The organism is Pseudomonas sp. Irchel 3F3, assembly GCF_900187545.1.
Lineage (GTDB): Bacteria > Pseudomonadota > Gammaproteobacteria > Pseudomonadales > Pseudomonadaceae > Aquipseudomonas > Aquipseudomonas fortuita.
On record NZ_FYDS01000009.1, the window covers coordinates 225,414 to 250,038 of the forward strand.

The 24,625-nt window shown below is 61.8% G+C and carries 21 protein-coding genes; 16 read left to right on the forward strand and 5 right to left on the reverse strand.

The window, feature by feature from the left end; translation table 11 throughout:
• Nucleotides 1-60 precede the first annotated feature (60 nt).
• The 4 genes from CKW35_RS20970 to phhA form a co-directional block, all read right to left on the reverse strand.
• The gene (locus tag CKW35_RS20970; RefSeq protein WP_016488506.1) at nt 61-1,260 is read right to left on the reverse strand and encodes an MFS transporter; all 1,200 of its coding nucleotides are present in this window, start codon (nt 1,258-1,260) and stop codon (nt 61-63) included.
• Nucleotides 1,261-1,350: 90 nt separating this feature from the next.
• Nucleotides 1,351-1,479, reverse strand: coding sequence for a hypothetical protein (locus tag CKW35_RS28640; RefSeq protein ID WP_016488505.1), 129 nt, complete (start codon nt 1,477-1,479; stop codon nt 1,351-1,353).
• 292 nt (nt 1,480-1,771) lie between these two features.
• Entirely contained in the window at nt 1,772-2,128 is a 357-nt protein-coding gene (locus tag CKW35_RS20975; RefSeq protein WP_016488502.1) for a 4a-hydroxytetrahydrobiopterin dehydratase, read from the reverse strand.
• Between the two features lie 39 nt (nt 2,129-2,167).
• A complete protein-coding gene (gene phhA / locus CKW35_RS20980) occupies nt 2,168-2,956 on the reverse strand; it encodes a phenylalanine 4-monooxygenase (RefSeq protein ID WP_016488501.1) in 789 nt (262 codons plus the stop codon).
• Nucleotides 2,957-3,213: 257 nt separating this feature from the next.
• Between phhA and CKW35_RS20990 the strand changes: the two genes are divergently transcribed.
• The gene (locus CKW35_RS20990) at nt 3,214-4,773 is read left to right on the forward strand and encodes a sigma-54-dependent phenylalanine hydroxylase transcriptional regulator PhhR (protein ID WP_016488500.1); all 1,560 of its coding nucleotides are present in this window, start codon (nt 3,214-3,216) and stop codon (nt 4,771-4,773) included.
• 151 nt (nt 4,774-4,924) lie between these two features.
• Here CKW35_RS20990 and CKW35_RS20995 read toward each other — a convergent pair whose 3' ends face one another.
• Nucleotides 4,925-5,179 (reverse strand): DUF2790 domain-containing protein, encoded by a 255-nt coding sequence (locus CKW35_RS20995; protein ID WP_003254526.1) that lies wholly within the window; start codon nt 5,177-5,179, stop codon nt 4,925-4,927.
• Between the two features lie 397 nt (nt 5,180-5,576).
• Here CKW35_RS20995 and acs point away from each other — a divergent pair, with 397 nt between their 5' ends.
• The 15 genes from acs (at nt 5,577) to CKW35_RS21070 (ending at nt 24,479) form a co-directional block, all read left to right on the forward strand.
• Nucleotides 5,577-7,538 carry an acetate--CoA ligase gene (gene acs / locus CKW35_RS21000; RefSeq protein ID WP_016488499.1) on the forward strand — a complete coding sequence of 654 codons (1,962 nt, stop codon included), beginning with the start codon at nt 5,577-5,579 and terminating at the stop codon, nt 7,536-7,538.
• A gap of 505 nt (nt 7,539-8,043) precedes the next feature.
• A complete protein-coding gene (locus tag CKW35_RS21005) occupies nt 8,044-8,829 on the forward strand; it encodes an ABC transporter substrate-binding protein (protein ID WP_016488498.1) in 786 nt (261 codons plus the stop codon).
• Nucleotides 8,830-8,917: 88 nt separating this feature from the next.
• The gene (locus CKW35_RS21010) at nt 8,918-9,607 is read left to right on the forward strand and encodes an ABC transporter permease (protein WP_016488497.1); all 690 of its coding nucleotides are present in this window, start codon (nt 8,918-8,920) and stop codon (nt 9,605-9,607) included.
• Nucleotides 9,604-10,302, forward strand: coding sequence for an ABC transporter permease (locus tag CKW35_RS21015; protein ID WP_016488496.1), 699 nt, complete (start codon nt 9,604-9,606; stop codon nt 10,300-10,302). The genes CKW35_RS21010 and CKW35_RS21015 overlap by 4 nt, the downstream gene beginning before the upstream one ends.
• A 22-nt stretch (nt 10,303-10,324) precedes the next feature.
• On the forward strand, nt 10,325-11,089 hold the full coding sequence (locus CKW35_RS21020) for an ABC transporter ATP-binding protein (RefSeq protein WP_016488495.1): 765 nt from the start codon (nt 10,325-10,327) through the stop codon (nt 11,087-11,089).
• Nucleotides 11,090-11,187: 98 nt separating this feature from the next.
• Complete coding sequence (gene argR / locus CKW35_RS21025; RefSeq protein ID WP_016488494.1) at nt 11,188-12,168, forward strand: transcriptional regulator ArgR; 981 nt, start codon at nt 11,188-11,190, stop codon at nt 12,166-12,168.
• Nucleotides 12,169-12,511: 343 nt separating this feature from the next.
• Complete coding sequence (locus CKW35_RS21030; protein WP_016488493.1) at nt 12,512-13,732, forward strand: aspartate aminotransferase family protein; 1,221 nt, start codon at nt 12,512-12,514, stop codon at nt 13,730-13,732.
• Nucleotides 13,733-13,867: 135 nt separating this feature from the next.
• Nucleotides 13,868-14,887: an arginine/ornithine succinyltransferase subunit alpha gene (gene aruF / locus CKW35_RS21035; RefSeq protein ID WP_095116796.1), complete on the forward strand. Its 1,020-nt coding sequence runs from the start codon at nt 13,868-13,870 to the stop codon at nt 14,885-14,887.
• A gap of 78 nt (nt 14,888-14,965) precedes the next feature.
• Nucleotides 14,966-15,994: an arginine N-succinyltransferase gene (gene astA / locus CKW35_RS21040; protein ID WP_016488491.1), complete on the forward strand. Its 1,029-nt coding sequence runs from the start codon at nt 14,966-14,968 to the stop codon at nt 15,992-15,994.
• A complete protein-coding gene (gene astD, locus CKW35_RS21045) occupies nt 15,995-17,458 on the forward strand; it encodes a succinylglutamate-semialdehyde dehydrogenase (protein ID WP_023047696.1) in 1,464 nt (487 codons plus the stop codon).
• A gap of 23 nt (nt 17,459-17,481) precedes the next feature.
• Entirely contained in the window at nt 17,482-18,831 is a 1,350-nt protein-coding gene (gene astB, locus CKW35_RS21050; protein ID WP_060519129.1) for an N-succinylarginine dihydrolase, read from the forward strand.
• A gap of 14 nt (nt 18,832-18,845) precedes the next feature.
• Nucleotides 18,846-19,136 carry a hypothetical protein gene (locus tag CKW35_RS21055; RefSeq protein ID WP_016488488.1) on the forward strand — a complete coding sequence of 97 codons (291 nt, stop codon included), beginning with the start codon at nt 18,846-18,848 and terminating at the stop codon, nt 19,134-19,136.
• 10 nt (nt 19,137-19,146) lie between these two features.
• Nucleotides 19,147-20,154, forward strand: coding sequence for a succinylglutamate desuccinylase (astE, locus tag CKW35_RS21060; protein WP_016488487.1), 1,008 nt, complete (start codon nt 19,147-19,149; stop codon nt 20,152-20,154).
• A gap of 317 nt (nt 20,155-20,471) precedes the next feature.
• On the forward strand, nt 20,472-23,096 hold the full coding sequence (gene alaS, locus CKW35_RS21065; protein ID WP_024717733.1) for an alanine--tRNA ligase: 2,625 nt from the start codon (nt 20,472-20,474) through the stop codon (nt 23,094-23,096).
• A gap of 147 nt (nt 23,097-23,243) precedes the next feature.
• The gene (locus CKW35_RS21070) at nt 23,244-24,479 is read left to right on the forward strand and encodes an aspartate kinase (RefSeq protein ID WP_016488485.1); all 1,236 of its coding nucleotides are present in this window, start codon (nt 23,244-23,246) and stop codon (nt 24,477-24,479) included.
• Nucleotides 24,480-24,625 lie beyond the last annotated feature (146 nt).

Sequence of the window (24,625 nt, forward strand, 5' to 3'; positions counted from 1 at the left end):
TGTGGTGATCCTGTGGGGGCTGGCTTGCCGGCGATAGGGCCAGTGCAGGCAATGCAAGGGTCAGGCTTCTTGCCCCCGATCTCTAGGCCGCCGCGCCTGCCTGTACAAATACAGGCTCAACACCAGCCCGCAAGCCGCGGCAGCCGCCGCAAACAGAAACATCGAAGCAAACCCGAACCCCGCCGCCACCGCGCCCACCAGTGGCCCGGTCACCCCCAGCGACAAATCGATGAACAGCGAATACGCCCCCACCGCCGCGCCGCGGTTGGCCGCCGACACCTGGTTCACCGCCTCCACGCCCAATGCCGGGAACACCAGCGAGAAACCAAACCCGCTCAGTGCTGCACCCGCCAATGCCAGTTCGGCACTGGGGGCCAGCCACAGCATCAGCAGCCCGAGTGTTTCCACCGACAGGCAGGCAATCGCCACCCGGAACCCGCCAATCCGGTTGATCAGGTTGCCGAACAGCAATCGCGCGCTGATGAAGCTGGCGCCGAACAGGCTCAGGGTCAACGCCGCATCGGCCCAGCCACGGCTGGCGTAGTACAGGGTGATGAAGGTGGCGATGGTGCCAAAGCCGATTGAGCCCAGGGCCAGTCCCGAGCCATGCGGGAACACCTTGCCCAGCACCCGCAGGAACGGCAGGCGTACACCGCTGACAATAGGCGCGGCCCGCTTGGGCCAGGCCAGCAGCAGGCCGAGGGCGCACAGCAGGATGATGCTGACGCCCATGCTCCACAGCCCCAGGCTCTTGACCATCAGTACGCCCAGCGGAGCGCCGATGGCCAGGGCGCCATAGCTGGCGATGCCGTTCCAGGAGATGACCTTGGCGGTGTTTTCGGCGCCTACCCGGCCGATGCCCCAGCCAATAGCGCCCGAGCCCACCAGGCTTTCGGCGCTGCCCAGCACCAGGCGGCCAACCAGCAGGCAGGTCAGGCTCAGCCAAGGCAGGTGGGTAAGGAAGGCGCACGCCAGCATGAACACCCCGCTAAGCCCGCAGCCGACCAAGCCATACATGACTGCTTTCTTGCTGCCATGGTTGTCGATGATGCGGCTGGCGGTAGGGCGGCTGAGCAGGGTGGCGAGGTACTGCACGCTGATCACCAGGCCGGCGACTACGGCGCTGAAACCCAGGTCGTTATGCACATAGCCGGGCAACACGGCCAGTGGAATGCCGATGTTCAGGTAGCCGATGAAGGTGAAGAGGACGATGGAGACGACTTGCAGGGTGACCGCAAGGGGGCGCGGTGAGTCGGGCATGGGGACCTACGTGTGTTCAGGACGGTGTGAAAACGTGATGACGGGGGTAGCCCGCAGGTCAGCCGTTTTCACACAGTCGGGGATGCGCAGTTATTCCTGGTCAGCGCTGGATTGATCGTCACCATCCTGCTCGACGGCAGCTGCCGGTTCGGCGTGAACGGTCACGGATGGCTCTTCTGGGTTCAGGCTTGGGAAGGGAAGATTCGGGATTTCGTGCATCTCGTCGTTCCTCGCAAGTGTGAGTGAAAAGTCTGCGCCAGGCGCGGTTGAAGCTTCGCAAAGCTGGGGCAGGATACACAAGTCTGGATGACAGTTTGGATTTTTTACCGGTCGCTTGTCGGTTTTGCGGGCGAACAGCGCACATTTTTCCTGCAAATAATTGGGGCCGCTTCGCGCCCCTTCGCGGGCTTGCCCGCTCCCACAGGGGCCGCGAAAACCAGGGGCGCGCGCCGTCTTTGTGGGGGCGGGCAAGCCCGCGAAGGGGCGCGCAGCGGCCCCACTTCCTAAGCGATTACTTACGGCCTTCAGCCGTTTCAGCCACTTTGTCAGTGCGTGCGCACATGATGAAGTCGTTGCGGTGCAGGCCTTTGATCGAGTGGCTCCACCAGGTCACGGTAACTTTGCCCCACTCGGTCAGCAGCCCCGGGTGGTGGCCTTCGGCTTCGGCGATTTCGCCCACGGCGTTGGTGAACGCCAGGGCGTGCTTGAAGTTCTTGAACAGGAACACGCGCTCAAGCTCCATGTGGCCGTCACGCACTTCGATGTTCCAGTCCGGGATTTCGCGAATCAGTTCGGCCAGCTCGTCGTCGGAGACTTTCGGTGCGTCGGCGCGGCAGGCTTCGCAATGGGCTTGATTCAAGGCATTCATGAGATGTTTTCCGGTTCGAGTTGTTATCGGCAAGGTTGATCAGGCAGCGACCTTGGGTGGAAACTTCGGCGCGTGCAGGCCCAGCTGCATGGCTTTGTGGACCATGCCCATGATGTCTTCGTGGGCCAGGTCGAACAGGCGCTTCATGTTCGGCAGCACGAAATACACCGGCTGCAGGATGTCGATGCGGTATGGCGTACGCATGGCTTCGATCGGGTCGAAGGCCTGGTGCTCAGGCGCGTCAGACAGACTGTAGACGGTCTCTTTCGGCGACGAGAGAATGCCGCCGCCATAGATCTTGCGGCCTTGCGGGGTTTCCATCAGGCCAAACTCGATAGTCATCCAGTACAGGCGCGCAAGGTAGACGCGTTGTTCCTTGGTCGCGGCCAGGCCGAGCTTGCCGTAGGTATGGGTGAATTCGGCGAACCATGGGTTGGTCAGCAGCGGGCAGTGGCCGAAGATCTCGTGGAAGATATCGGGCTCTTGCAGGTAGTCCAGCTCCTCCGGGGTACGAATGAAGGTGGCAACCGGGAAGCGCTTGCTGGCCAGCAGTTCGAAGAAGGTCTGGAAGGGGATCAGTGCCGGTACCCGGGCAACTTGCCAGCCGGTGGTGGCGCCCAGCACCTTGTTGACCTCGCCCAGTTGCGGGATACGGTCATGGGGCAGCTTGAGCTGGTCGATGCCGTCCAGGTATTCCTGGCACGCGCGGCCCTCGATCACTTTCAGCTGGCGGGTGATCAGGGTGTTCCATACCGCGTGCTCTTGCTGCGGGTAATCGATAAAACCATGCGCATCGGGCTCGCGTGCCACGTATTGCGTCTGTTTCATGAGGCTCTCCTGGTGAGGGCTTTTCTTGTTATGTGCAGGACATGACTCAGTAATATCCCCGCCCGGATCGGTTTGCACGATGGACCGCACGCCCTATCGCGCGTTATCACCCTCATTTTCGTAACGATAATTTTACAAAATGCGGCAGGTGTCGGAAAATCCAAGGCATCTGGCTGATGGTTACACTGTTTTTGTCAGCTTATCTTTACAACTTTTCTGCGCGGTGTTGAAAAACATTGGCGTTTCGCGGGCCCCACATGCGTATCAAAGTCCATTGCCAGAACCGGATTGGCATTCTGCGCGACATCCTCAACCTGCTGGTGGAGTACGGCATCAACGTGCTGCGTGGCGAGGTGGGCGGTGACCATGGCAACGCCATCTACCTGCATTGCCCGAACCTGATCAATCTGCAGTTCCAGGCATTGCGGCCCAAGTTCGAGGCGATTGCCGGCGTGTTCGGCGTTAAGCGCGTAGGGCTGATGCCCAGCGAGCGCCGCCACATGGAGCTGAATGCGCTGCTGGGGGCGCTGGATTTCCCGGTGCTGTCGATCGACATGGGCGGCAGTATCGTCGCCGCCAACCGCACGGCGGCGCAGCTGCTGGGGGTGCGGGTGGATGAGGTGCCGGGCATGCCGCTGGCACGCTATGTGGAAGACTTTGACCTGCCGGAGTTGGTGCGAGCCAACAAGTCGCGCATCAATGGCATGCGTATCAAGGTCAAAGGTGATGTGTTTCTGGCCGATATCGCGCCGCTGCAGTCCGAGCACGATGACAGTGAGGCGTTGGCGGGTGCGGTACTCACCCTGCACCGTGCAGACCGCATCGGCGAGCGTATCTACAACGTGCGCAAGCAAGAGCTGCGCGGCTTCGACAGCATCTTCCAGAGCTCGCGGGTGATGGCCGCCGTGGTACGTGAGGCGCGGCGCATGGCACCGCTGGATGCACCCTTGCTGATTGAAGGCGAGACCGGCACTGGCAAGGAGCTGCTGGCGCGCGCCTGCCATTTGGCCAGCCCGCGCGGGCAGTCGCCGCTGATGGCGCTCAATTGCGCCGGGTTGCCCGAGTCGATGGCCGAGACTGAACTGTTCGGTTACGGTCCCGGCGCGTTCGAAGGGGCGCGGGCCGAGGGCAAGCTGGGGCTGCTGGAGCTGACCGCCGGCGGCACGCTGTTTCTTGACGGAGTAGGGGAGATGAGCCCGCGCCTGCAAGTGAAGCTGCTGCGCTTTCTGCAAGACGGCTGCTTCCGCCGGGTAGGCAGCGATGAAGAGGTGTACCTGGATGTGCGGGTGATTTGCGCGACCCAGGTGGATTTGTCGGAACTGTGTGCCCGTGGCGAGTTTCGCCAGGACCTGTATCACCGCCTGAACGTATTGTCGCTGCACATTCCGCCTTTGCGTGAATGCATGGATGGGTTGGAAGGGCTGGTACAGCACTTTCTCGATCAGGCCAGCCGGCAGATCGGCTGCGCCATGCCCCGCCTGGCGCCAGCAGCAATGGAAAAACTTGGGCAATACCATTGGCCGGGTAATGTAAGGCAGTTGGAAAACGTATTGTTTCAGGCGGTTTCTTTATGTGAGGGCGGCGTGGTCAAAAGCGAGCATATTCGCTTGCCGGATTATGGCGTGCGGCAACCGTTGGGGGAGTTTTCGCTGGAAGGGGATCTTTCGCAGATTGTCGGGCGCTTTGAAAAGGCGGTACTGGAAAGTTTGATGGGGGAGTTTTCGAGTAGTCGGGCTTTGGGGAAAAGATTGGGTGTTTCGCACACGACAATTGCCAACAAGTTGAGGGATTACTCGCTTAACAAGTCTGCGGATTAGTTGTCAGGCAAAGAACTTGGGACTGCTTCGCAGTCCTTTCGCGGCGCAAGGCCGCTCCTACAGGTACGGCGCGGGTTTTAGGATTGCGCCATACCTGCAGGAGCGGCCTTGTGTCGCGATAGGGGCCCGCAGGGCCCCGATTCACAAGGTATCAGCCGTTGGAGCAGCCGTTCCCCATCACGCGGTATTCGAGAATGTGCTTCTGGCCCTGGGAGTCCTCGTAGGTCATGCGGGCTGGCACGACTTCGCACACATTGGGCACTTCGCTCATGGAGATGACGCGGGCAATGTCCAGGTGTTGCGAGTAACTGTATTGTTCAACCGGAATCTGCTCGGCATCTTTGGCTTCGCCGGCCATCGCCGCGCCGCAAAGACTGCCAAGTACCAATACCAGTAAAGCTTTCATTTTCTATTTACCTGTCTAAGGTCGTGAGGGGGCACGCGGCGCTTATGGCGCCGCGAGTACAGCGAGTTTTAACTATCGGGATGAAATGGAGATTAACGCTTGCCTTCGTGGGGGCTGTTACCAGTTGTTAATCGCCTTGCCGTTGCTGGCGAGGTGAATTTTATGGCGGTGGCCAAGGCTGAAACAGTGGGTCTTTTGATAAAGTGTTTTGACAGAATCTGTAACAATCCCCTGTTAACCGCCTCTTTTTTTCGACGCAGGGTCTGTAATGCCCGGGCCAGAGCGCTTGGGCGGAACGGGCGTACCAAATTACTACCAACGTCGAATGGCTTTTGTCGCTCTGGTACAGTTACAAACGGTTCCATACAAAAACAACTATTACACCGAGGTAACACAGATGAGTGCGGCTCCACTGTATCCCGTTCGTCCCGAGGTTGCGGCCACTACCCTGACCGACGAGGCCACCTACAAGGCCATGTACCAGAAATCGGTGATCAACCCGGACGGCTTCTGGCGCGAGCAGGCCCAGCGTATCGACTGGATCAAACCGTTCACCAAGGTCAAGCAAACCTCCTTTGATGACCATCACGTCGATATCAAATGGTTCGCCGACGGCACTCTGAACGTTTCCTCCAACTGCCTGGACCGCCACCTTGAAGAGCGTGGCGACCAGCTGGCAATCATCTGGGAGGGCGACGACCCTTCCGAGCACCGCAACATCACTTACCGTGAGCTGCACGAGCAGGTCTGCAAGTTCGCCAACGCCCTGCGTGGCCAGGACGTGCACCGTGGTGATGTGGTCACCATCTATATGCCGATGATCCCCGAGGCCGTGGTCGCCATGCTGGCCTGTGCCCGTATCGGTGCGATCCACTCGGTGGTCTTCGGTGGCTTCTCCCCTGAGGCCTTGGCTGGCCGCATCATCGATTGCGAGTCCAAAGTGGTGATCACCGCCGACGAAGGCGTACGTGGCGGCCGTCGTACCCCGCTCAAGGCCAACGTCGACCTGGCGCTGACCAACCCTGAAACCAAAAGCGTACAGAAGATCATCGTGTGCAAGCGCACCGGTGGTGAGATTGCCTGGCACCAGCACCGCGACATCTGGTACGAAGACCTGATGAAAGTGGCCTCCAGCCACTGCGCGCCAAAAGAAATGGGTGCTGAAGAAGCGCTGTTCATCCTTTATACCTCCGGCTCTACGGGCAAGCCCAAGGGTGTGCTGCACACCACCGGTGGTTACCTGGTGTATGCCGCGCTGACCCACGAGCGCGTGTTCGACTACCGCCCGGGCGAGGTCTACTGGTGCACCGCCGACGTCGGCTGGGTCACTGGCCACAGCTATATCGTCTACGGCCCGCTGGCCAATGGCGCCACCACCTTGCTGTTCGAGGGCGTGCCAAACTATCCGGACATTACCCGCGTGTCGAAGATCGTCGACAAGCACAAGGTCAACATCCTCTACACCGCCCCAACCGCCATTCGCGCGATGATGGCGGAAGGGCAGGCCGCCGTTGAGGGGGCCGATGGTTCCAGCCTGCGCCTGCTTGGCTCGGTGGGCGAGCCGATCAACCCTGAGGCCTGGAACTGGTACTACAAGACCGTTGGCAAGGAGCGTTGCCCGATCGTCGACACCTGGTGGCAGACCGAGACCGGCGGCATCCTGATCAGCCCGCTGCCGGGCGCTACCGGCCTCAAGCCGGGCTCGGCAACCCGTCCGTTCTTTGGCGTGGTGCCTGCGCTGGTGGACAACCTGGGTAACCTGATCGAGGGCGCGGCCGAAGGCAACCTGGTGATCCTCGACTCCTGGCCGGGCCAGTCGCGTTCGCTGTACGGCGACCACGACCGCTTCGTCGACACCTACTTCAAGACGTTCCGTGGCATGTACTTCACCGGTGACGGTGCGCGCCGCGACGAAGATGGCTACTACTGGATCACTGGCCGTGTGGATGACGTGCTCAACGTGTCTGGCCACCGTATGGGTACTGCCGAAATCGAAAGCGCCATGGTGGCGCACTCGAAAGTTGCCGAGGCGGCAGTGGTTGGCGTGCCGCACGACATCAAGGGCCAGGGCATCTATGTGTATGTCACCCTGAATGCCGGTGTCGAGGCCAGCGAGCAACTGCGCCTGGAGCTGAAGAACTGGGTGCGCAAGGAAATCGGCCCGATTGCCTCGCCGGACGTGATCCAGTGGGCGCCGGGGTTGCCGAAGACGCGTTCGGGCAAGATCATGCGCCGTATCCTGCGCAAGATTGCCACCAGTGAGTATGATGCTTTGGGCGATATCTCCACCTTGGCCGACCCGGGTGTGGTGCAGCACCTGATCGATACCCACAAGGCCATGAGCCTGGCTTCGGCCTGATAGCCTCGCCGCTTACGCGGTGGGAGCGCCACGACCAGACTAAACCCCGCCCGGGCAACCGGCGGGGTTTTTGCTTTACTGTTACCCGACATTCATCGGTAACTGTTCTGTCACCGGTCCCGCACAGGTTCGGGGCGCGAAGAAACACATCTGGCCCGTTTTGGTGCATTTGCGTAGCCAATTTATGCAACACAGCACGCTCCACTTGCCGTAGTACAAGGCTTTGCCAATAATAGGCCCAGGAATTGCTAGGTCTATAGGTTCTATTTCTTGCGCTCTTGCATATTTTGCATTGGCTGTCAACATCGCCCGCAGCGGTTTCAGGCGCTTCTGTAAGTAGTTGTCGCTTTGAAGAAATATCGACTACCGGGCTGTCGCTAAAATGCCACTCACTCGCTCGTGGTCTGCGACCTTGGTCGAACCCTGCGCGGCTCGCGTTGTACCCATTCGCATATCGGGCAGTTGTTACCTGCCTTGTATTGCCCCGTACCGATGGAGTTACCTGATGAAGAAGCTCGCACTGCTTGGCGCCCTGGCGCTGTCTGTGTTTTCCCTGGTGTCGCAGGCCGATGAAAAACCACTGAAAATCGGCATTGAAGCCGCCTACCCACCCTTCGCCTTCAAGCAGCCTGACGGCAGCATCGCCGGCTTCGACTACGACATCGGCAACGCCCTGTGCGAAGAGATGAAGGCCAAGTGCACCTGGGTCGAGCAGGAGTTCGACGGCCTGATCCCTGCGCTTAAGGTGCGTAAGATCGACGCCATTCTGTCCTCCATGTCGATCACTGAAGACCGTAAGAAGTCGGTCGACTTCACCAAGCGCTACTACCTCACCCCGGCGCGCCTGGTCATGAAGGACGGCACCGCTGTCAGCGACAGCCTGGATGAGCTCAAAGGCAAGAAGATCGGTGTGCAGCGTGGCTCGATCCATGACCGCTTCGCCAAGGAAGTGCTGGGCGCCAAAGGGGCCACCGTGGTGCCTTACGGCACCCAGAACGAAATCTATCTGGACGTGGCGGCCGGTCGCCTCGACGGCACCGTGGCTGACGCCACCCTGCTGGAAGACGGGTTCCTCAAGACCGACGCCGGCAAGGGCTTCGCCTTCGTAGGCCCGGCTTTCACCGACGCCAAATACTTCGGTGACGGCATCGGCATTGCCGTACGCAAGGGCGACAAGGCCAACGTCGACCGCATCAACGCGGCTATCGACGCCATCCGTGCCAACGGCAAGTACAAAGAAATCGAGAAGAAGTACTTCAACTTCGATATCTACGGTCCAGACTCGAACTAAGACGTCGGGTTTCACCTGTGCAATGGTGCAAACAGCAGAAGCTCTGAGGTTTGCACCATTTTTCATTCTCTAGGTCGAGGACCTCATCATGTTGAAAGGCTACGGGGCAGTCATCCTCGACGGGGCGTGGCTGACGCTGCAGCTCGCCCTGTCGTCGATGGCCCTGGCCATCGTGCTCGGCCTGATCGGTGTGGCGCTGCGCTTGTCGCCGGTGCGCTGGCTGGCCTGGCTGGGCGATCTGTATTCCACGGTGATCCGTGGTATTCCGGACTTGGTCCTGATCCTGCTGATCTTCTACGGCGGGCAAGACATCATCAACCGGGTGGCGCCGTTGCTCGGCTACGAAGACTACATCGACCTCAACCCGCTGGTTGCGGGTATTGGCACGTTGGGCTTCATCTTTGGCGCGTACCTGTCGGAAACCTTCCGCGGTGCCTTCCTCGGCATTCCCAAAGGCCAGGCCGAAGCGGGCGTGGCGTATGGCATGAGCAACCGCCAGGTGTTCTTCCGCATCCAGGTGCCGCAAATGATTCGCCTGGCGATCCCGGGCTTCACCAACAACTGGCTGGTGCTGACCAAGGCCACCGCGCTGATCTCGGTAGTCGGCCTGCAGGACATGATGTTCAAGGCCAAGCAGGCGGCCGACGCCACCCGCGAGCCTTTCACCTTCTTCCTGGCGGTGGCGGCCCTGTACCTGGTGCTGACCAGTGTCTCGCTGCTGGCCCTGAAGTATCTCGAGCGCCGCTACTCGGTAGGCGTCAAGGTGGCTGAACTATGATCTTCGACTACAACGTCGTCTGGGAGGCATTGCCGATGTACTTCGGCGGCCTGCTGACCACCCTCAAGCTGCTGGCGATTTCGCTGTTCTTCGGCCTGCTGGCGGCCATTCCGCTGGGCCTGATGCGCGTGTCCAAACAGCCTGCGATCAACCTCGTGGCATGGCTCTACACCTACGTGATTCGCGGCACGCCAATGCTGGTGCAGCTGTTTCTGATCTACTACGGCCTGGCGCAGTTCGAGGCGGTACGCGAAAGCTTCCTGTGGCCGCTGTTGTCCAGCGCCACGTTCTGCGCCTGCCTGGCGTTCGGTATCAATACCAGTGCCTATACCGCCGAAATCATCGCCGGCAGCCTCAAGGCCACGCCGCACGGCGAGATCGAGGCGGCCAAGGCCATGGGCATGTCACGCATGAAGATGTACCGGCGCATCCTGCTGCCGTCGGCCCTGCGCCGCGCGCTGCCGCAGTACAGCAACGAAGTGATCATGATGCTGCAGACCACCAGCCTGGCGTCGATCGTCACCCTGATCGACATCACCGGTGCCGCACGCACGGTCAATGCCCAGTACTACCTGCCTTTCGAGGCCTATATCACGGCGGGCGTGTTCTACCTGTGCCTGACCTTCATCCTGGTGCGCCTGTTCAAGATGGCCGAACGCCGCTGGCTCGGCTACCTGGCGCCGCGCAAGCACTGACCGCTTTGTGAGAATCGACAGCATGTACAAACTCGAAGTCCAAGACCTGCACAAGCGCTACGGCAGCCATGAAGTGCTAAAGGGCGTGTCCCTGGCGGCCAAGGCCGGCGACGTCATCAGCATTATCGGCTCCAGCGGTTCGGGCAAGTCGACCTTCCTGCGCTGCATCAACCTGCTGGAGCAGCCGCACGCTGGCAAGATCCTGCTCAACAACGAAGAACTCAAGCTGGTCGCCGCCAAGGACGGTGCGCTGAAGGCCGCCGACCCTCGCCAGCTGCAGCGCATGCGCTCGCGCCTGTCGATGGTGTTCCAGCACTTCAACCTGTGGTCGCACATGACGGCGCTGGAGAACGTGATCGAAGCGCCGGTCCATGTACTGGGTGTGAACAAGAAAGAAGCCCTTGAAAAGGCCGAGCACTACCTGGCCAAGGTGGGGGTGGCCCACCGCAAGGACGCTTTCCCCGGGCATATGTCGGGCGGTGAGCAACAACGTGTGGCAATTGCCCGGGCCTTGGCCATGGAGCCGGAGGTCATGCTGTTCGATGAGCCGACTTCGGCGCTCGACCCGGAGCTGGTGGGGGATGTGCTCAAGGTCATGCAGGCGCTGGCTCAGGAGGGCCGGACCATGGTGGTGGTGACTCACGAAATGGGGTTTGCTCGTGAGGTGTCCAACCAGCTGGTGTTCTTGCACAAAGGCCTGGTGGAAGAGACCGGCTGCCCTCGCGAAGTACTGGCCAACCCGCGGTCGGAGCGCCTGAAGCAGTTCCTCTCGGGCAGCCTGAAGTAAAAGCTGCATTTTTGCACCAGAATAGGGCATGCTGCGCTGCGAGCGCAGCCTGACCCGGCGCACAGACTCGAACGACCTCAGGTTTCGGACCGCACCCTATGACCACCCAGCGAATCGGTTTTCTCATCTGGCCCAGCACCAAGCCCTTGACCCTGGCGCTGGCCGAGGAAGTGTTGCAGGTGGCGCAGCGGGTGCATCCGGATGTGGTTTACGAACTGGCCTTTCTACAGGCGGAGCCAGCGCAAGAAGGCGGTTGGCGCCTGCCCGGCGAGCCGTGGGCCGGCCGCCTGGAGGGGTGCCACAAACTGTTCCTGGTTGCTGATGAGCCGCCTGCGGCGGTAGGGGCGTCCCTGTCGACTGCGCTCAAGCAGCTGGCGCGCAGTGGCTGCATGATCGCCGGCTTGTCTGCAGGGGTTTATCCGCTGGCGATGCTGGGCCTGCTCGACGGTTACCGGGCTGCGGTGCACTGGCGCTGGCAGGACGATTTTGCCGAACGCTTCCCCAAGGTCATCGCCACCAGCCACCTGTTCGACTGGGACCGTGATCGCCTGACGGCCTGTGGCGGCATCGCCGTGGCCGACCTGCTGCTGGCAGTGCTGGCCCGTGACCACGGGGCGGAGCTGGCGGGTGCGGTGTCGGAAGAACTGGTGGTGGAGCGCATCCGTGAGGGTGGCGAGCGTCAGCGCATTCCGCTGCAAAACCGCCTGGGTTCGAGTCATCCCAAACTGACCCAGGCGGTGCTGTTGATGGAAGCCAACATCGAAGAACCGCTGACCACCGACGAGATTGCTCAGCATGTGTGCGTGTCGCGTCGCCAGCTGGAGCGTATCTTCAAACAGTACCTGAACCGCGTGCCTAGCCAGTACTACCTGGAGCTGCGGCTCAACAAGGCGCGGCAGATGCTGATGCAGACCAGTAAGTCGATCATCCAGATCGGCTTGTCCTGTGGCTTCTCCTCGGGGCCGCATTTTTCCAGTGCCTATCGCAACTTCTTTGGCGCCACGCCACGGGAAGACCGCAACCAGCGACGCAGCAGCAGCCCGTTCGAACTGAGCTCGGCGCCTGCCGAAAAGGGCTGAAACGTTGCTGTCAGTGCTGGCCCTTTCGCGGGGCAAGCCCGCTCCCACAGATGCTCGTTGCCATCTGATTCAGTAGTGAATCTGTGGGAGCGGGCTTGTCCCGCGAAAGGGCCGGTGCAGGCAGCGTTCAATCCCAATGTGAACACCCGTTCACCCAGCATCCTCTCTCCCGTACACTGCGCGATTGCGACAGTGTTTGTCGCATTGCCGAAAGCCTTGTCAAAACTGGGTTTTGCGCTGTAACAAGTTGTCGCTTGGCCGCAAGGACAGGCGCGGATCAGTCCTTACAATCCCCCCATCGCTCGCCCACTTCCAGGCCAGCGTTCCTCTTCAGGAGACTCAGATGTCCGTTGAGCAAGCCCCGGTGCAACGTGCCGATTTCGACCAGGTCATGGTCCCCAACTATTCTCCGGCGGCCTTCATTCCTGTGCGAGGCGAGGGTTCCCGTGTGTGGGACCAGTCGGGTCGCGAGCTGATCGATTTTGCCGGTGGCATCGCGGTAAACGCCCTGGGCCACTGCCACCCGGCACTGGTCAAGGCCCTGACCGACCAGGCCAACACGCTCTGGCACGTATCCAACGTGTTCACCAACGAGCCGGCCCTGCGCCTGGCTCACAAGCTGGTGGACGCTACCTTTGCCGACCGGGCGTTCTTCTGCAACTCCGGCGCCGAGGCCAACGAGGCCGCTTTCAAGCTGGCCCGTCGCGTCGCCCATGACCGCTTCGGCCCGGAAAAGCACGAAATCATCGCCACGGTGAACAGCTTCCACGGCCGCACCTTGTTCACCGTCAGCGTTGGTGGGCAGCCGAAGTACTCCGACGGTTTCGGTCCGAAGATCACTGGCATCAGCCACGTGCCGTACAACGACCTGGAAGCGTTGAAGGCAAAGATTTCCGACAAGACCTGCGCCGTGGTGATCGAGCCGATCCAGGGCGAGAGCGGCGTGGTGCCGGCCGACAAGGCCTACCTGGAAGGCGCGCGCAAGCTGTGCGACGAGCACAACGCCCTGCTGATCTTCGACGAAGTGCAGACTGGCGTGGGCCGCACCGGTTCGCTGTATGCCTACCAGCACTACGGCGTGACGCCCGACATCCTGACCAGCGCCAAGAGCCTGGGCGGGGGCTTCCCGATCGGCGCCATGCTGACCACCACCGAACTGGCCAAGCACCTGGCGGTCGGTACACACGGCACCACCTACGGCGGTAACCCGCTGGGCTGCGCCGTCGCCTGCGCGGTGTTGGATGTGGTCAATACCCCTGAAACCCTGGCCGGCATCAAGGCCAAGCACGCACGCTTCAAAACCCGCCTGGAACAGATCGGCCAGAAGTACAACCTGTTTACCCAGGTACGTGGTGTTGGTCTGCTGATCGGCTGCGTACTTGCCGAGGCCTGGCAGGGCAAGGCCAAGGACGTGCTCAACGCTGCCGAGAAAGAAGGCGTAATGGTGCTGCAGGCCGGCCCGGACGTGGTCCGTTTTGCGCCAAGCCTGGTGGTTGAAGACGCCGACATCGATGAAGGCCTGGACCGCTTCGAGCGCGCTGTGGCTGCCTTGACCAAAGGCTGATCCGCCTGCGGTCCCGTTGCCGGCCCAGGCCACTAGCGGGCCTGGCCGGCGATAACCGATTCCACTGCAGGTGCCTGTGTACCTGCCGTTTTTCCGTGCCGCGGTGAGCGGCCCGTATTCCAAAGGAGTGACACCATGCTGGTGATGCGCCCCGCGCAAATGGCTGATCTGAACGAAGTGCAGCGCATGGCTGCAGACAGCCCCATTGGTGTCACCTCGCTGCCGGACGACGCTGCTCGCCTGGGCGACAAGATCGCCGCTTCCGAGACTTCCTTCGCCGCCGAGGTCAGCTTCAACGGCGAGGAAAGCTACTTTTTTGTGCTTGAAGACAGCGAGACCGGCAAGCTGGCCGGCTGCTCGGCCATTGTCGCTTCGGCTGGCTACTCCGAGCCGTTCTACAGTTTTCGTAACGAAACCTTCGTGCATGCCTCGCGCGAACTGAAGATCCACAACAAGATCCACGTGCTGTCGCTGTGTCATGACCTGACCGGCAACAGCCTGCTGACCAGCTTCTATGTATTGCCGGAGCTGGTGAACAGCGGCTGGGCCGAGCTCAATTCGCGCGGTCGCCTGCTGTTCATGGCCGCGCACCCGGAGCGTTTCGCCGACTCGGTAGTGACCGAAATCGTCGGTTACAGCGACGAGAATGGCGAATCGCCGTTCTGGGATGCCATCGGCCGCAATTTCTTCGACCTTAACTACTCCGACGCCGAGCGCCTGTGTGGCCTGAAGAGCCGCACTTTCCTCGCCGAACTGATGCCGCATTACCCTATCTACGTGCCGCTGCTGCCCGATGAGGCGCAGGAAGCCATGGGGCAGGTGCACCCGCGCGCGCAGATCACCTTCGACATCCTCATGCGCGAAGGCTTCGAGACCGAGCATTACATCGACATTTTCGACGGCGGCCCGACTCTGCATGCGCGCACTTCGGGCATTCGCTCGATTGCCCAGAGCCGCTCGGCGCCGGTGAAAATCGAGGCCGCGCCGGGCAAGGGGGGGCGCCCGTACCTGGTGTGCAACGGCCAGTTGCAGGACTACCGCGCAGTGCTGCTGGACCTGGACTGGGTGCCCGGCAAGCCGGTGTGCCTGAGCCTGGCTGCGGCCGATGCGCTGGGTGTGGGCGAGGGTGGCAGTGTGCGCCTGGTCGCAGTCTGAGGTCTGGTAACAGACGTTTCGGGATTGATGCGTTAGAAGAGTTTTGCGCCGGCCGCCGCCGCCGCACAAGGAGATAGCATGATCGTTCGTCCTGTACGCAGCAGCGATTTGCCTGCGTTGATCGAATTGGCACGCAGCACCGGCACCACCGGGCTGACCACGCTGCCGGCCAACGAAGAACGCTTGGGGCATCGCGTTGGCTGGGCGGAAAAGAGCTTCCGTGGCGAAGCCGAGCGTGGCGACACCGACTACCTGTTCGTGCTGGAAAACGACGAAGGCTTGGTGGTGGGCATCAGTGCCATCGCGGGTGCCGTCGGCCTGCGCGAGCCGTGGTACAACTACCGGGTCGGCTTGACCGTCAGCGCCTCGCAGGAGCTGAAGATCTATCGCGAAATCCCCACCCTGTTCCTCGCCAACGACCTGACCGGCAACTCTGAACTGTGCTCGCTGTTCCTGCGCAGCGACTACCGCTCCGGGCTCAATGGCCGCCTGCTGTCGCGCGCGCGCATGCTGTTCATTGCTGAGTTCCCGGAGCTGTTCGGCAAAAAGATCATCGCCGAAATGCGTGGCATGTCCGACGAGCATGGCCGTTCGCCTTTCTGGGAAAGCCTTGGCCGGCATTTCTTCAAGATGGAGTTCAGCCAGGCGGACTACCTGACCGGCGTAGGCAACAAGTCGTTCATCGCCGAGCTGATGCCCAAGTTCCCGCTGTACACCTGCTTCCTGTCCGAGGCGGCGCGCGAGGTGATCGGCCGCGTGCACGTCGACACCGAGCCGGCGCTGGCCATGCTCAAGCAGGAAGGTTTCAACTATCAGGGCTATGTCGACATCTTCGACGCAGGCCCCGCCATCGAGTGTGATACCGCCAAGATCCGCGCCGTGCGCGAGAGCCAGACCTTGGTGCTGGCAGTCGGCACGCCGGGCGATGACGCCACCCCTTACATCATCCACAACCGCAAACGCGACGATTGCCGCATCACTGCCGCTCCGGCGCGGCTGGCCGCCGGTACCCTGGTGGTCGACCCGTTGACCGCCAAGCGTCTGCGCATGGGGGCTGGCGACAACGTGCGTGCCGTGCCGCTGTCGGCCAGCCGGGAGGCCCAATAAATGACCACGCATTACATCGCAGGCAATTGGCTGGCGGGGCAGGGCGAAGCCCTGCAGTCGCTGAACCCGGTAACCCAGGCTGTCATCTGGCAAGGGCAGGGCGCTGACGCCAGCCAAGTGGAGGCCGCTGTGCAGGCAGCGCGCCGGACCTTCCCAGCGTGGGCACAACTGAGCCTGGAAGCGCGCATCGATGTGCTGGAGAAGTTCGCCGAACAGCTGAAAAAGCATGCCGAAGCGTTGGCACAGTGCATCGGTGAGGAAACCGGAAAGCCCCTGTGGGAGTCGGCGACCGAAGTCACCAGCATGATCAACAAGGTGGCGATCTCGGTACAAAGCTACCGCGAGCGCACCGGGGAAAAGAGCGGCCCGCTGGCCGACGCCACGGCCGTGCTGCGGCACAAGCCTCATGGCGTGGTGGCGGTGTTCGGCCCCTACAACTTCCCCGGTCACTTGCCCAACGGCCATATTGTGCCGGCGCTGCTGGCGGGTAACTGCGTGGTGTTCAAGCCCAGCGAGCTGACGCCCAAGGTCGCCGAGCTGACCGTCAACTGCTGGATCGCCGCCGGCCTGCCGGCGGGCGTGCTGAACCTGGTGCAAGGCGCGCGTGAAACCGGTGTGGCACTGGCCGCCAACCCGGGGATCGATGGCCTGTTCTTCACAGGTTCCAGCCGCACCGGCAACTTGCTGCACCAGCAGTTCGCCGGTCGCCCGGACAAGATTCTGGCCCTGGAAATGGGGGGCAACAACCCGCTGGTGGTAGACGAGGTCAAGGACCTCGACGCTGCGGTGTACACCATTATCCAGTCGGCGTTCATTTCTGCCGGGCAGCGTTGCACCTGCGCGCGGCGCCTGCTGGTGCCGCAAGGCGCCTGGGGTGATGCGCTGATCGCACGCCTGGTCGAGGTGTGCAAAACCATCACGGTGGGTGCATTTGACGATCAGCCAGCGCCGTTCATGGGCTCGGTCATTTCGCTGCAGGCGGCGCGGGCGCTGATTGCGGCCCAGGCCGAACTGGCCGCCAAGGGTGGCGTGAAGCTGCTGGAAATGACCCAGCCGCAGGCCGATGCCGCGCTGCTGACCCCGGGCATTGTCGATGTCACAGGCGTGGCCGAGCGCCCGGACGAGGAGTTCTTTGGCCCGCTGTTGCAGGTGATCCGTTACGCCGACTTCGATGCCGCCATCGATGAAGCCAACAACACCCAGTTCGGTCTGGCCGCCGGCTTGCTGTCCGACTCGCGTGCCCGCTACCAGTACTTCTGGCTGCGAAGCCGCGCCGGCATCGTCAACTGGAACAAGCAACTGACCGGCGCCGCCAGCAGCGCGCCGTTCGGTGGCGTGGGTGCCAGTGGCAACCACCGCGCCAGTGCCTACTACGCGGCTGACTACTGTGCTTACCCCGTGGCTTCGCTGGAGACCGCCAGCCTTGCCTTGCCGGCGACACTCACGCCGGGCGTCACCCTATAACAACAGGTCACGGAGCCTAGCCGATGAAATCCTATGAAGTGAATTTTGATGGCCTGGTGGGGCCTACCCACAACTATGGCGGCCTGTCTTACGGCAACGTGGCTTCACAGAGCAACAGCCAGCAGGGTTCCAGCCCGCGCGAAGCCGCGCGTCAAGGTCTGGCAAAAATGAAAGCGCTGGCCGACATGGGCTTCAAGCAGGGCGTGCTGGCGCCGCAAGAGCGCCCGGATGTGGCCGCGCTGCGCCGCCTGGGGTTTAGCGGCAGCGATGCCGAGGTCATCCAGCGTGCTGCGAAAGACGCCATGCCGTTGCTGGTGGCCAGCTGCTCGGCCTCGAGCATGTGGGTGGCCAATGCGGCCACGGTCAGCCCCAGTGCCGACACGGCGGATGGCCGCGTGCACTTCACCGCCGCCAACCTGAACTGCAAGTACCACCGCAGCATCGAGCACCCGACCACCAGCCGTGTGCTGGGCGCCATGTTCAACAACGAGAAACACTTTGCCCACCACGCAGCATTGCCGGCCGTGGCACAGTTCGGTGACGAGGGCGCGGCCAACCACACGCGCTTCTGCCGTGCTTATGGTGACCCCGGCGTGGAGTTTTTCGTTTACGGCCGCAGTGCCTTCGACAGCCGTTACCCGGCGCCGCAGAAGTACCCGGCCCGGCAAACCCTGGAGGCTTCGCAGGCCGTGGCCCGGTTGCATGGGTTGAGCGATGGCGGTGTGGTCTACGCTCAACAGAACCCCGCCGTGATCGATCAGGGCGTGTTCCATAACGACGTGATTTCGGTGGGCAACGGCGAAGTGCTGTTCTATCACGAGGACGCGTTCCTCGAGACTGACGCGGTGCTTGGTCAGCTGCGCGCTAAACTGGCCAACAAGGGCGGCCACTTCCAGGCCATCTGTGTGCCACGTGCGGCGGTGGCGGTAGAGGATGCCGTGCGCTCTTACCTGTTCAACAGCCAGTTGCTCAGCCGCGATGACGGCTCCATGCTGCTGGTGGTGCCGGAGGAGTGCCGCAACAACGAGCGGGTCTGGGCCTACCTGGGCCAGCTGACCAGCCAAGGTGGCCCGGTCAGGGAGGTCAAGGTATTCGACCTCAAGCAAAGCATGCAGAACGGCGGTGGCCCGGCTTGCCTGCGTCTGCGCGTGGCGTTGAAGGAATCGGAACTGGCGGCGGTGAACCAAGGCGTTATCATGACCGCCCCGCTGTACGACACCCTGGTGCAGTGGGTCGACAAGCATTACCGCGATCGCCTGGGCGAAGCGGACCTGGCCGACCCGCAGTTGCTGGTGGAATGCCGTACGGCACTGGACGAATTGACCCAGATCCTGAAGTTGGGCTCGGTATACCCGTTCCAACGCCAACCTTGAAGAGAGACTTTGCAATGACCGATGCCCTGCGCCTGATCCTTGAAGATGAAGACGGCACCCAGCTGGAAACCTCCTGCACCCGTTTTGCCGTGGTCTGGCAAGGTAAGGAAGTGTGGATTCAGCAGGACGGCCGTGGCCAGCTGCTGATCGGTGTAGATGTCGATGAAGATGACACCGAGTACGCCAACCTGCTGCTGCGCCCGATGGCCACCAACCTGGTCAGCCTGCAGCTGGAAATGGAGCCGGCCGAGGTTGGCGAAGACGACGATCACGTCCATGGCCCTGACTGCGGCCACCACCACTAAGGAAGCCCCTATGCTCGCCCTTGGCAAATTGCTTGAGCTGACACTCACCGATCACGAACCGGCCGAGAAGACCCAAGTGACACCCAAGGGCGCGCGTTTGCGCTGGCTGGGGGAGGGCGCGCTCGAAGTGCGCCCCGCCGAAAGCGATGATTGCGGGCTGGACTTGTTATTGTCTGCGGGCATTCATGGCAACGAAACGGCGCCGATCGAATTGCTCGAACGGCTGTTGCACGGTGTGGCCAACGGCAAGATCAAACCCAAGGCACGGCTGCTGTTCCTGTTTGGCAACCCGGCGGCGATCCGCAAGGGCGAACGGTTCATCGAGCAGGACATCAATCGGCTGTTCAACGGCCGCCATGAGCTTTCCAGTGGCTTCGAGGCATTACGTGCCGCCGAGCTGGAACAGTTCGCCCGGGTGTTCTTCAGCAAGCCGGAGCGCAGCCGCCTGCACTACGACCTGCATACCGCCATCCGCGGTTCGAAGATCGAGCAATTTGCCTTGTACCCCTATAAAGAAGGGCGCAAGCACTCCCGTCGTGAACTGGCGCGCCTGGCAGCGGCAGGCATGGAAGCGGTGCTGCTGCAGAGCAAATCCTCCATCACCTTCAGTGCCTTTACCTACGAACAGCTGGATGCCGAAGCTTTCACTCTGGAACTGGGCAAGGCCCGCCCGTTTGGCCAGAACGAGCAGGTCAACCTCGACCGGCTCGAAGAGCGCCTGATCCAGATCATCGAAGGCACCGAGCCAGAGGGTGAAGGCTCGCTGGATGGCCTGCAACTGTTCAGCGTTTCGCGTGAGATCATCAAGCACAGCGACAGCTTCCACCTGCACCTGCCAGCGGACATCGAAAACTTCTCAGAGCTGAGCAAGGGTTACCTGCTGGCCGAAGACCTGGCCGAAATGCGCTGGGTGGTCGAGGAGGAGGGGGCGCGCATCATTTTTCCCAATCCCAAGGTCAGGAACGGCTTGCGGGCCGGCATCCTGATTGTGCCGGATTCGGGGCAGCGGCTGGGCTGATTGCCTGTCTTCCTGCCCCGGCGATAGGGCCTTGACAGGATGAATTGGATCCTTCATTCCCCATGAAACTCTTTTAATTCACCGCCTGTTCCATTTTCCCTTCCCATCGGCGGTAATTGGCTTGCCAGTGGCGAAAGACAGGATTTAGCATCCGGTCATGTCATTTTCGTTTGCATAGCCCGAAAAACCGTCCAAACGATGGTTTCTATCGTATAAACACACTGCATCGAGATTGCAGGACCGATATAATGCGGCCCTTTGCCGTCGTTTCGTCGACGCGTTTGCCCGACAGGGCCGCCGTTTCCGTGGAAGAACCTATGAAAAGCGCAGAAATCCGTGAAGCCTTCCTTCGCTTCTTCGAAGAGCAGGGACACACCCGAGTCGCCTCCAGTTCGCTGATCCCGAACAACGACCCAACCCTGCTGTTCACCAATGCCGGCATGAACCAGTTCAAAGACTGTTTCCTCGGCGCGGAGAAGCGTGCCTACACCCGGGCTGTCAGCAGCCAGAAGTGCGTGCGCGCCGGTGGTAAGCACAACGACCTGGAAAACGTCGGTTACACCGCGCGTCACCATACGTTCTTCGAAATGCTGGGCAACTTCAGCTTCGGCGACTATTTCAAGCGTGATGCCATCACCTACGCCTGGAACTTCCTGACCTCGGACAAGTGGCTTAACCTGCCCAAGGAAAAGCTCTGGGTCACCGTCTACGCCACTGACGACGAAGCCTACGACATCTGGACCAAGGAAATCGGCGTGCCGGCCGAGCGCATGGTGCGCATCGGCGACAACAAGGGCGCCCCTTACGCCTCCGACAACTTCTGGACCATGGGTGACACTGGCCCGTGCGGCCCGTGCACCGAAATCTTCTACGACCACGGCGCTGACATCTGGGGCGGCCCGCCCGGCTCGCCAGAAGAAGACGGCGACCGCTACATCGAGATCTGGAACAACGTCTTCATGCAGTTCAACCGCACCGCCGACGGCGTGCTGCACCCGCTGCCAGCGCCGTCGGTGGACACCGGCATGGGCCTGGAGCGCGTCAGCGCCGTGCTGCAGCACGTGCACTCGAACTACGAGATCGACCTGTTCCAGAACCTGCTGGCGGCTGCGGCCAAGGCTATCGGTTGCAGCAATGACGGCCAGGCGTCGCTGAAGGTGGTCGCCGACCATATTCGCTCGTGCGGCTTCCTGATCGCCGACGGTGTGCTGCCGTCCAACGAAGGCCGTGGCTATGTGCTGCGGCGCATCATTCGTCGCGCCTGCCGCCACGGCAACAAGCTGGGAGCCAAAGGCAGCTTCTTCTACCAGATCGTTGCCGCACTGGCCGCCGAAATGGGCGAGGCCTTCCCTGAGCTGAAGAGCCAGCAAGCGCACATCGAGCGTGTGCTGAAGGCTGAAGAAGAGCAGTTCGCCAAGACCCTGGAGCAAGGCCTGCGCATCCTCGAGCAGGACCTGGCCCAGCTGAAAGGCGACGTGGTACCGGGCGATGTGGTGTTCAAGCTGTATGACACCTACGGGTTCCCGATGGACCTGACGGCCGACATTGCCCGTGAGCGCGAGCTGACCATCGACGAAGCCGGCTTCGAGCGCGAGATGGACGCCCAGCGTGAGCGTGCGCGTTCCGCCAGCGCCTTCGGTATGGACTACAACAGCGTGGTCAAGGTCGACAGCGCCACCGAGTTCCTCGGTTACGACGCCACCGAAGGCCAAGGCAAGATCATCGCCCTGTACAAAGACGGCCAGGCCGTCGACCAATTAGGTGAAGGCGAGCAGGGCGTGGTCGTGCTCGACCGCACGCCGTTCTATGCCGAATCCGGTGGTCAGGTGGGTGACACCGGCTTCCTGCAGGCCGGCGCTGCGCGCTTCGATGTGCGCGACACCACCAAAACCGGCGGTGCCTTCCTGCACCACGGCGTGGTCGCCAGCGGTGCGTTGGTGATCGGTTCGCCGGTCGTGGCCAAGGTCGATGCCGAGGTGCAGCACGCCACTTCGCTCAACCACTCTGCTACCCACCTGCTGCACGAAGCGCTGCGCCAGGTGCTGGGCGAACATGTACAGCAGAAGGGCTCTCTGGTGGATAGCCAGCGCCTGCGTTTCGACTTCAGCCACTTCGAGGCGCTGAAGCCAGAGCAGATCAAGGCCCTGGAAGACATCGTCAACCGCGAAGTGCGCAAGAACACTCCGGTGCAAACCGAACTGACCGACATCGAAACCGCCAAGGCCAAAGGTGCCATGGCGCTGTTCGGCGAGAAGTACGGCGACACCGTGCGTGTGCTGAGCATGGGCGGTGATTTCTCGGTAGAGCTGTGCGGCGGTATCCACGCCAAGCGCACCGGTGACATCAGCCTGTTCAAGATCATCAGCGAAGGCGGCGTAGCCTCTGGTGTGCGCCGTATCGAAGCCGTGACCGGCGCTGCTGCGCTGGCCTACCTGAATGCTGCCGAAGAGCAGGTCAAGGAAGCCGCGCAACTGGTCAAGGGCAACCGCGACAACCTGATCGACAAGCTGTCGGCTGTGCTCGAGCGCAACCGTCAGCTGGAGAAGCAGCTGGAACAGTTGCAGGCCAAGGCTGCCAGCGCCGCCGGGGACGATCTCTCCAACGCGGCTGTTGAGGTCAAGGGTGCCAAGGTTCTCGCCGCCCGCCTGGATGGGCAGGACGGCAAGGCCTTGCTGGCCCTGGTCGATCAGTTGAAAAACAAGCTCGGCCACGCAGTGATCCTGCTGGGCAGCGAGCATGAGGGCAAGGTTGTGCTGGTGGCCGGCGTGACCAAGGACCTCTCCAGCCAACTCAAGGCTGGCGATCTGATGAAACAAGCCGCTGCGGCGGTGGGTGGCAAGGGCGGTGGTCGTCCGGACATGGCCCAGGGTGGTGGCGTCGACGTCGCTGCACTGGACCAGGCCCTGGCGCTGGCCGTGCCATTCGCAGAGCAGGGACTTTGAGATGAAGGGGTGGGTGGTCTGGTGGCCTGTACGGCTAATTCGTGCGCTCAGTCTCGGGTGCAAGGCTTAGCCACACAGGCCACTCCCGTCCACTCCTTCATGTTGGATTGTTTTTTGAGGCCCTGTATGGGCTGAGGCACCATTGAAATGGCGTTGATCGTACAGAAATTTGGCGGCACCTCTGTCGGTTCCATCGAGCGGATCGAGCAGGTTGCCGAAAAGGTCAAGAAACACCGTGAGGCAGGCGACGACCTGGTGGTTGTGCTGTCGGCCATGAGCGGTGAAACCAATCGCCTGATCGACCTGGCCAAGCAGATCACCGATCATCCGGTTCCGCGTGAACTGGACGTGATCGTGTCGACCGGTGAGCAGGTCACCATTGCCCTGCTGACCATGGCCTTGATCAAGCGTGGTGTGCCAGCCGTGTCCTACACCGGCAACCAGGTGCGCATCCTCACCGACAGCTCGCATAACAAGGCGCGCATCCTGCAGATCGACGACCAGAAGATTCGTGCCGACCTCAAGGAAGGCCGCGTGGTCGTGGTAGCAGGCTTCCAGGGCGTCGACGAGCACGGCAGCATCACCACCCTGGGCCGTGGCGGCTCCGACACCACGGGTGTGGCCCTGGCGGCAGCGCTGAAAGCTGACGAGTGCCAGATCTACACCGACGTCGATGGCGTCTACACCACTGACCCGCGCGTCGTGCCACAGGCCCGACGCCTGGAGAAGATCACCTTCGAAGAGATGCTGGAAATGGCCAGCCTCGGTTCCAAGGTGCTGCAGATCCGTTCGGTGGAGTTCGCCGGCAAGTACAACGTTCCGCTGCGCGTGCTGCACAGCTTCAAGGAGGGTCCGGGTACCCTCATTACCATTGATGAAGAGGAATCCATGGAACAGCCGATCATTTCCGGTATCGCCTTCAACCGTGATGAAGCCAAGCTGACCATTCGCGGCGTGCCGGACACCCCGGGCGTGGCCTTCAAGATCCTCGGCCCGATCAGCGCTTCGAACATCGAAGTCGACATGATCGTGCAAAACGTTGCCCACGATAACACCACCGACTTCACCTTCACCGTACACCGCAACGAGTACGAGAAGGCGCAAAGCGTGCTGGAAAACACTGCCCGCGAAATCGGTGCCCGTGAAGTGATCGGCGATACCAAGATCGCCAAGGTCTCGATCGTTGGCGTCGGCATGCGTTCGCACGCCGGTGTTGCCAGCCGCATGTTCGAAGCCCTGGCCAAGGAGAGCATCAACATCCAGATGATCTCCACCTCCGAGATCAAGGTTTCGGTCGTGATCGAAGAGAAGTACCTGGAGCTGGCCGTGCGTGCGCTGCACACCGCGTTCGAGCTCGACGCACCTGTCCGACAGGGCGAGTAAGGCGCTGCCAGGAAGGGCGCGGCTTGCCGCGCCCTTCGCGTTTCTGCTCGCCACGCATGGCCTGTCCTGCCCTGTGTGGCGAGTAACCGGGGCCTGGTCGTCGTCCACGACCAGGCCCTGATACCAAAGACTGTTACCCCTGAATG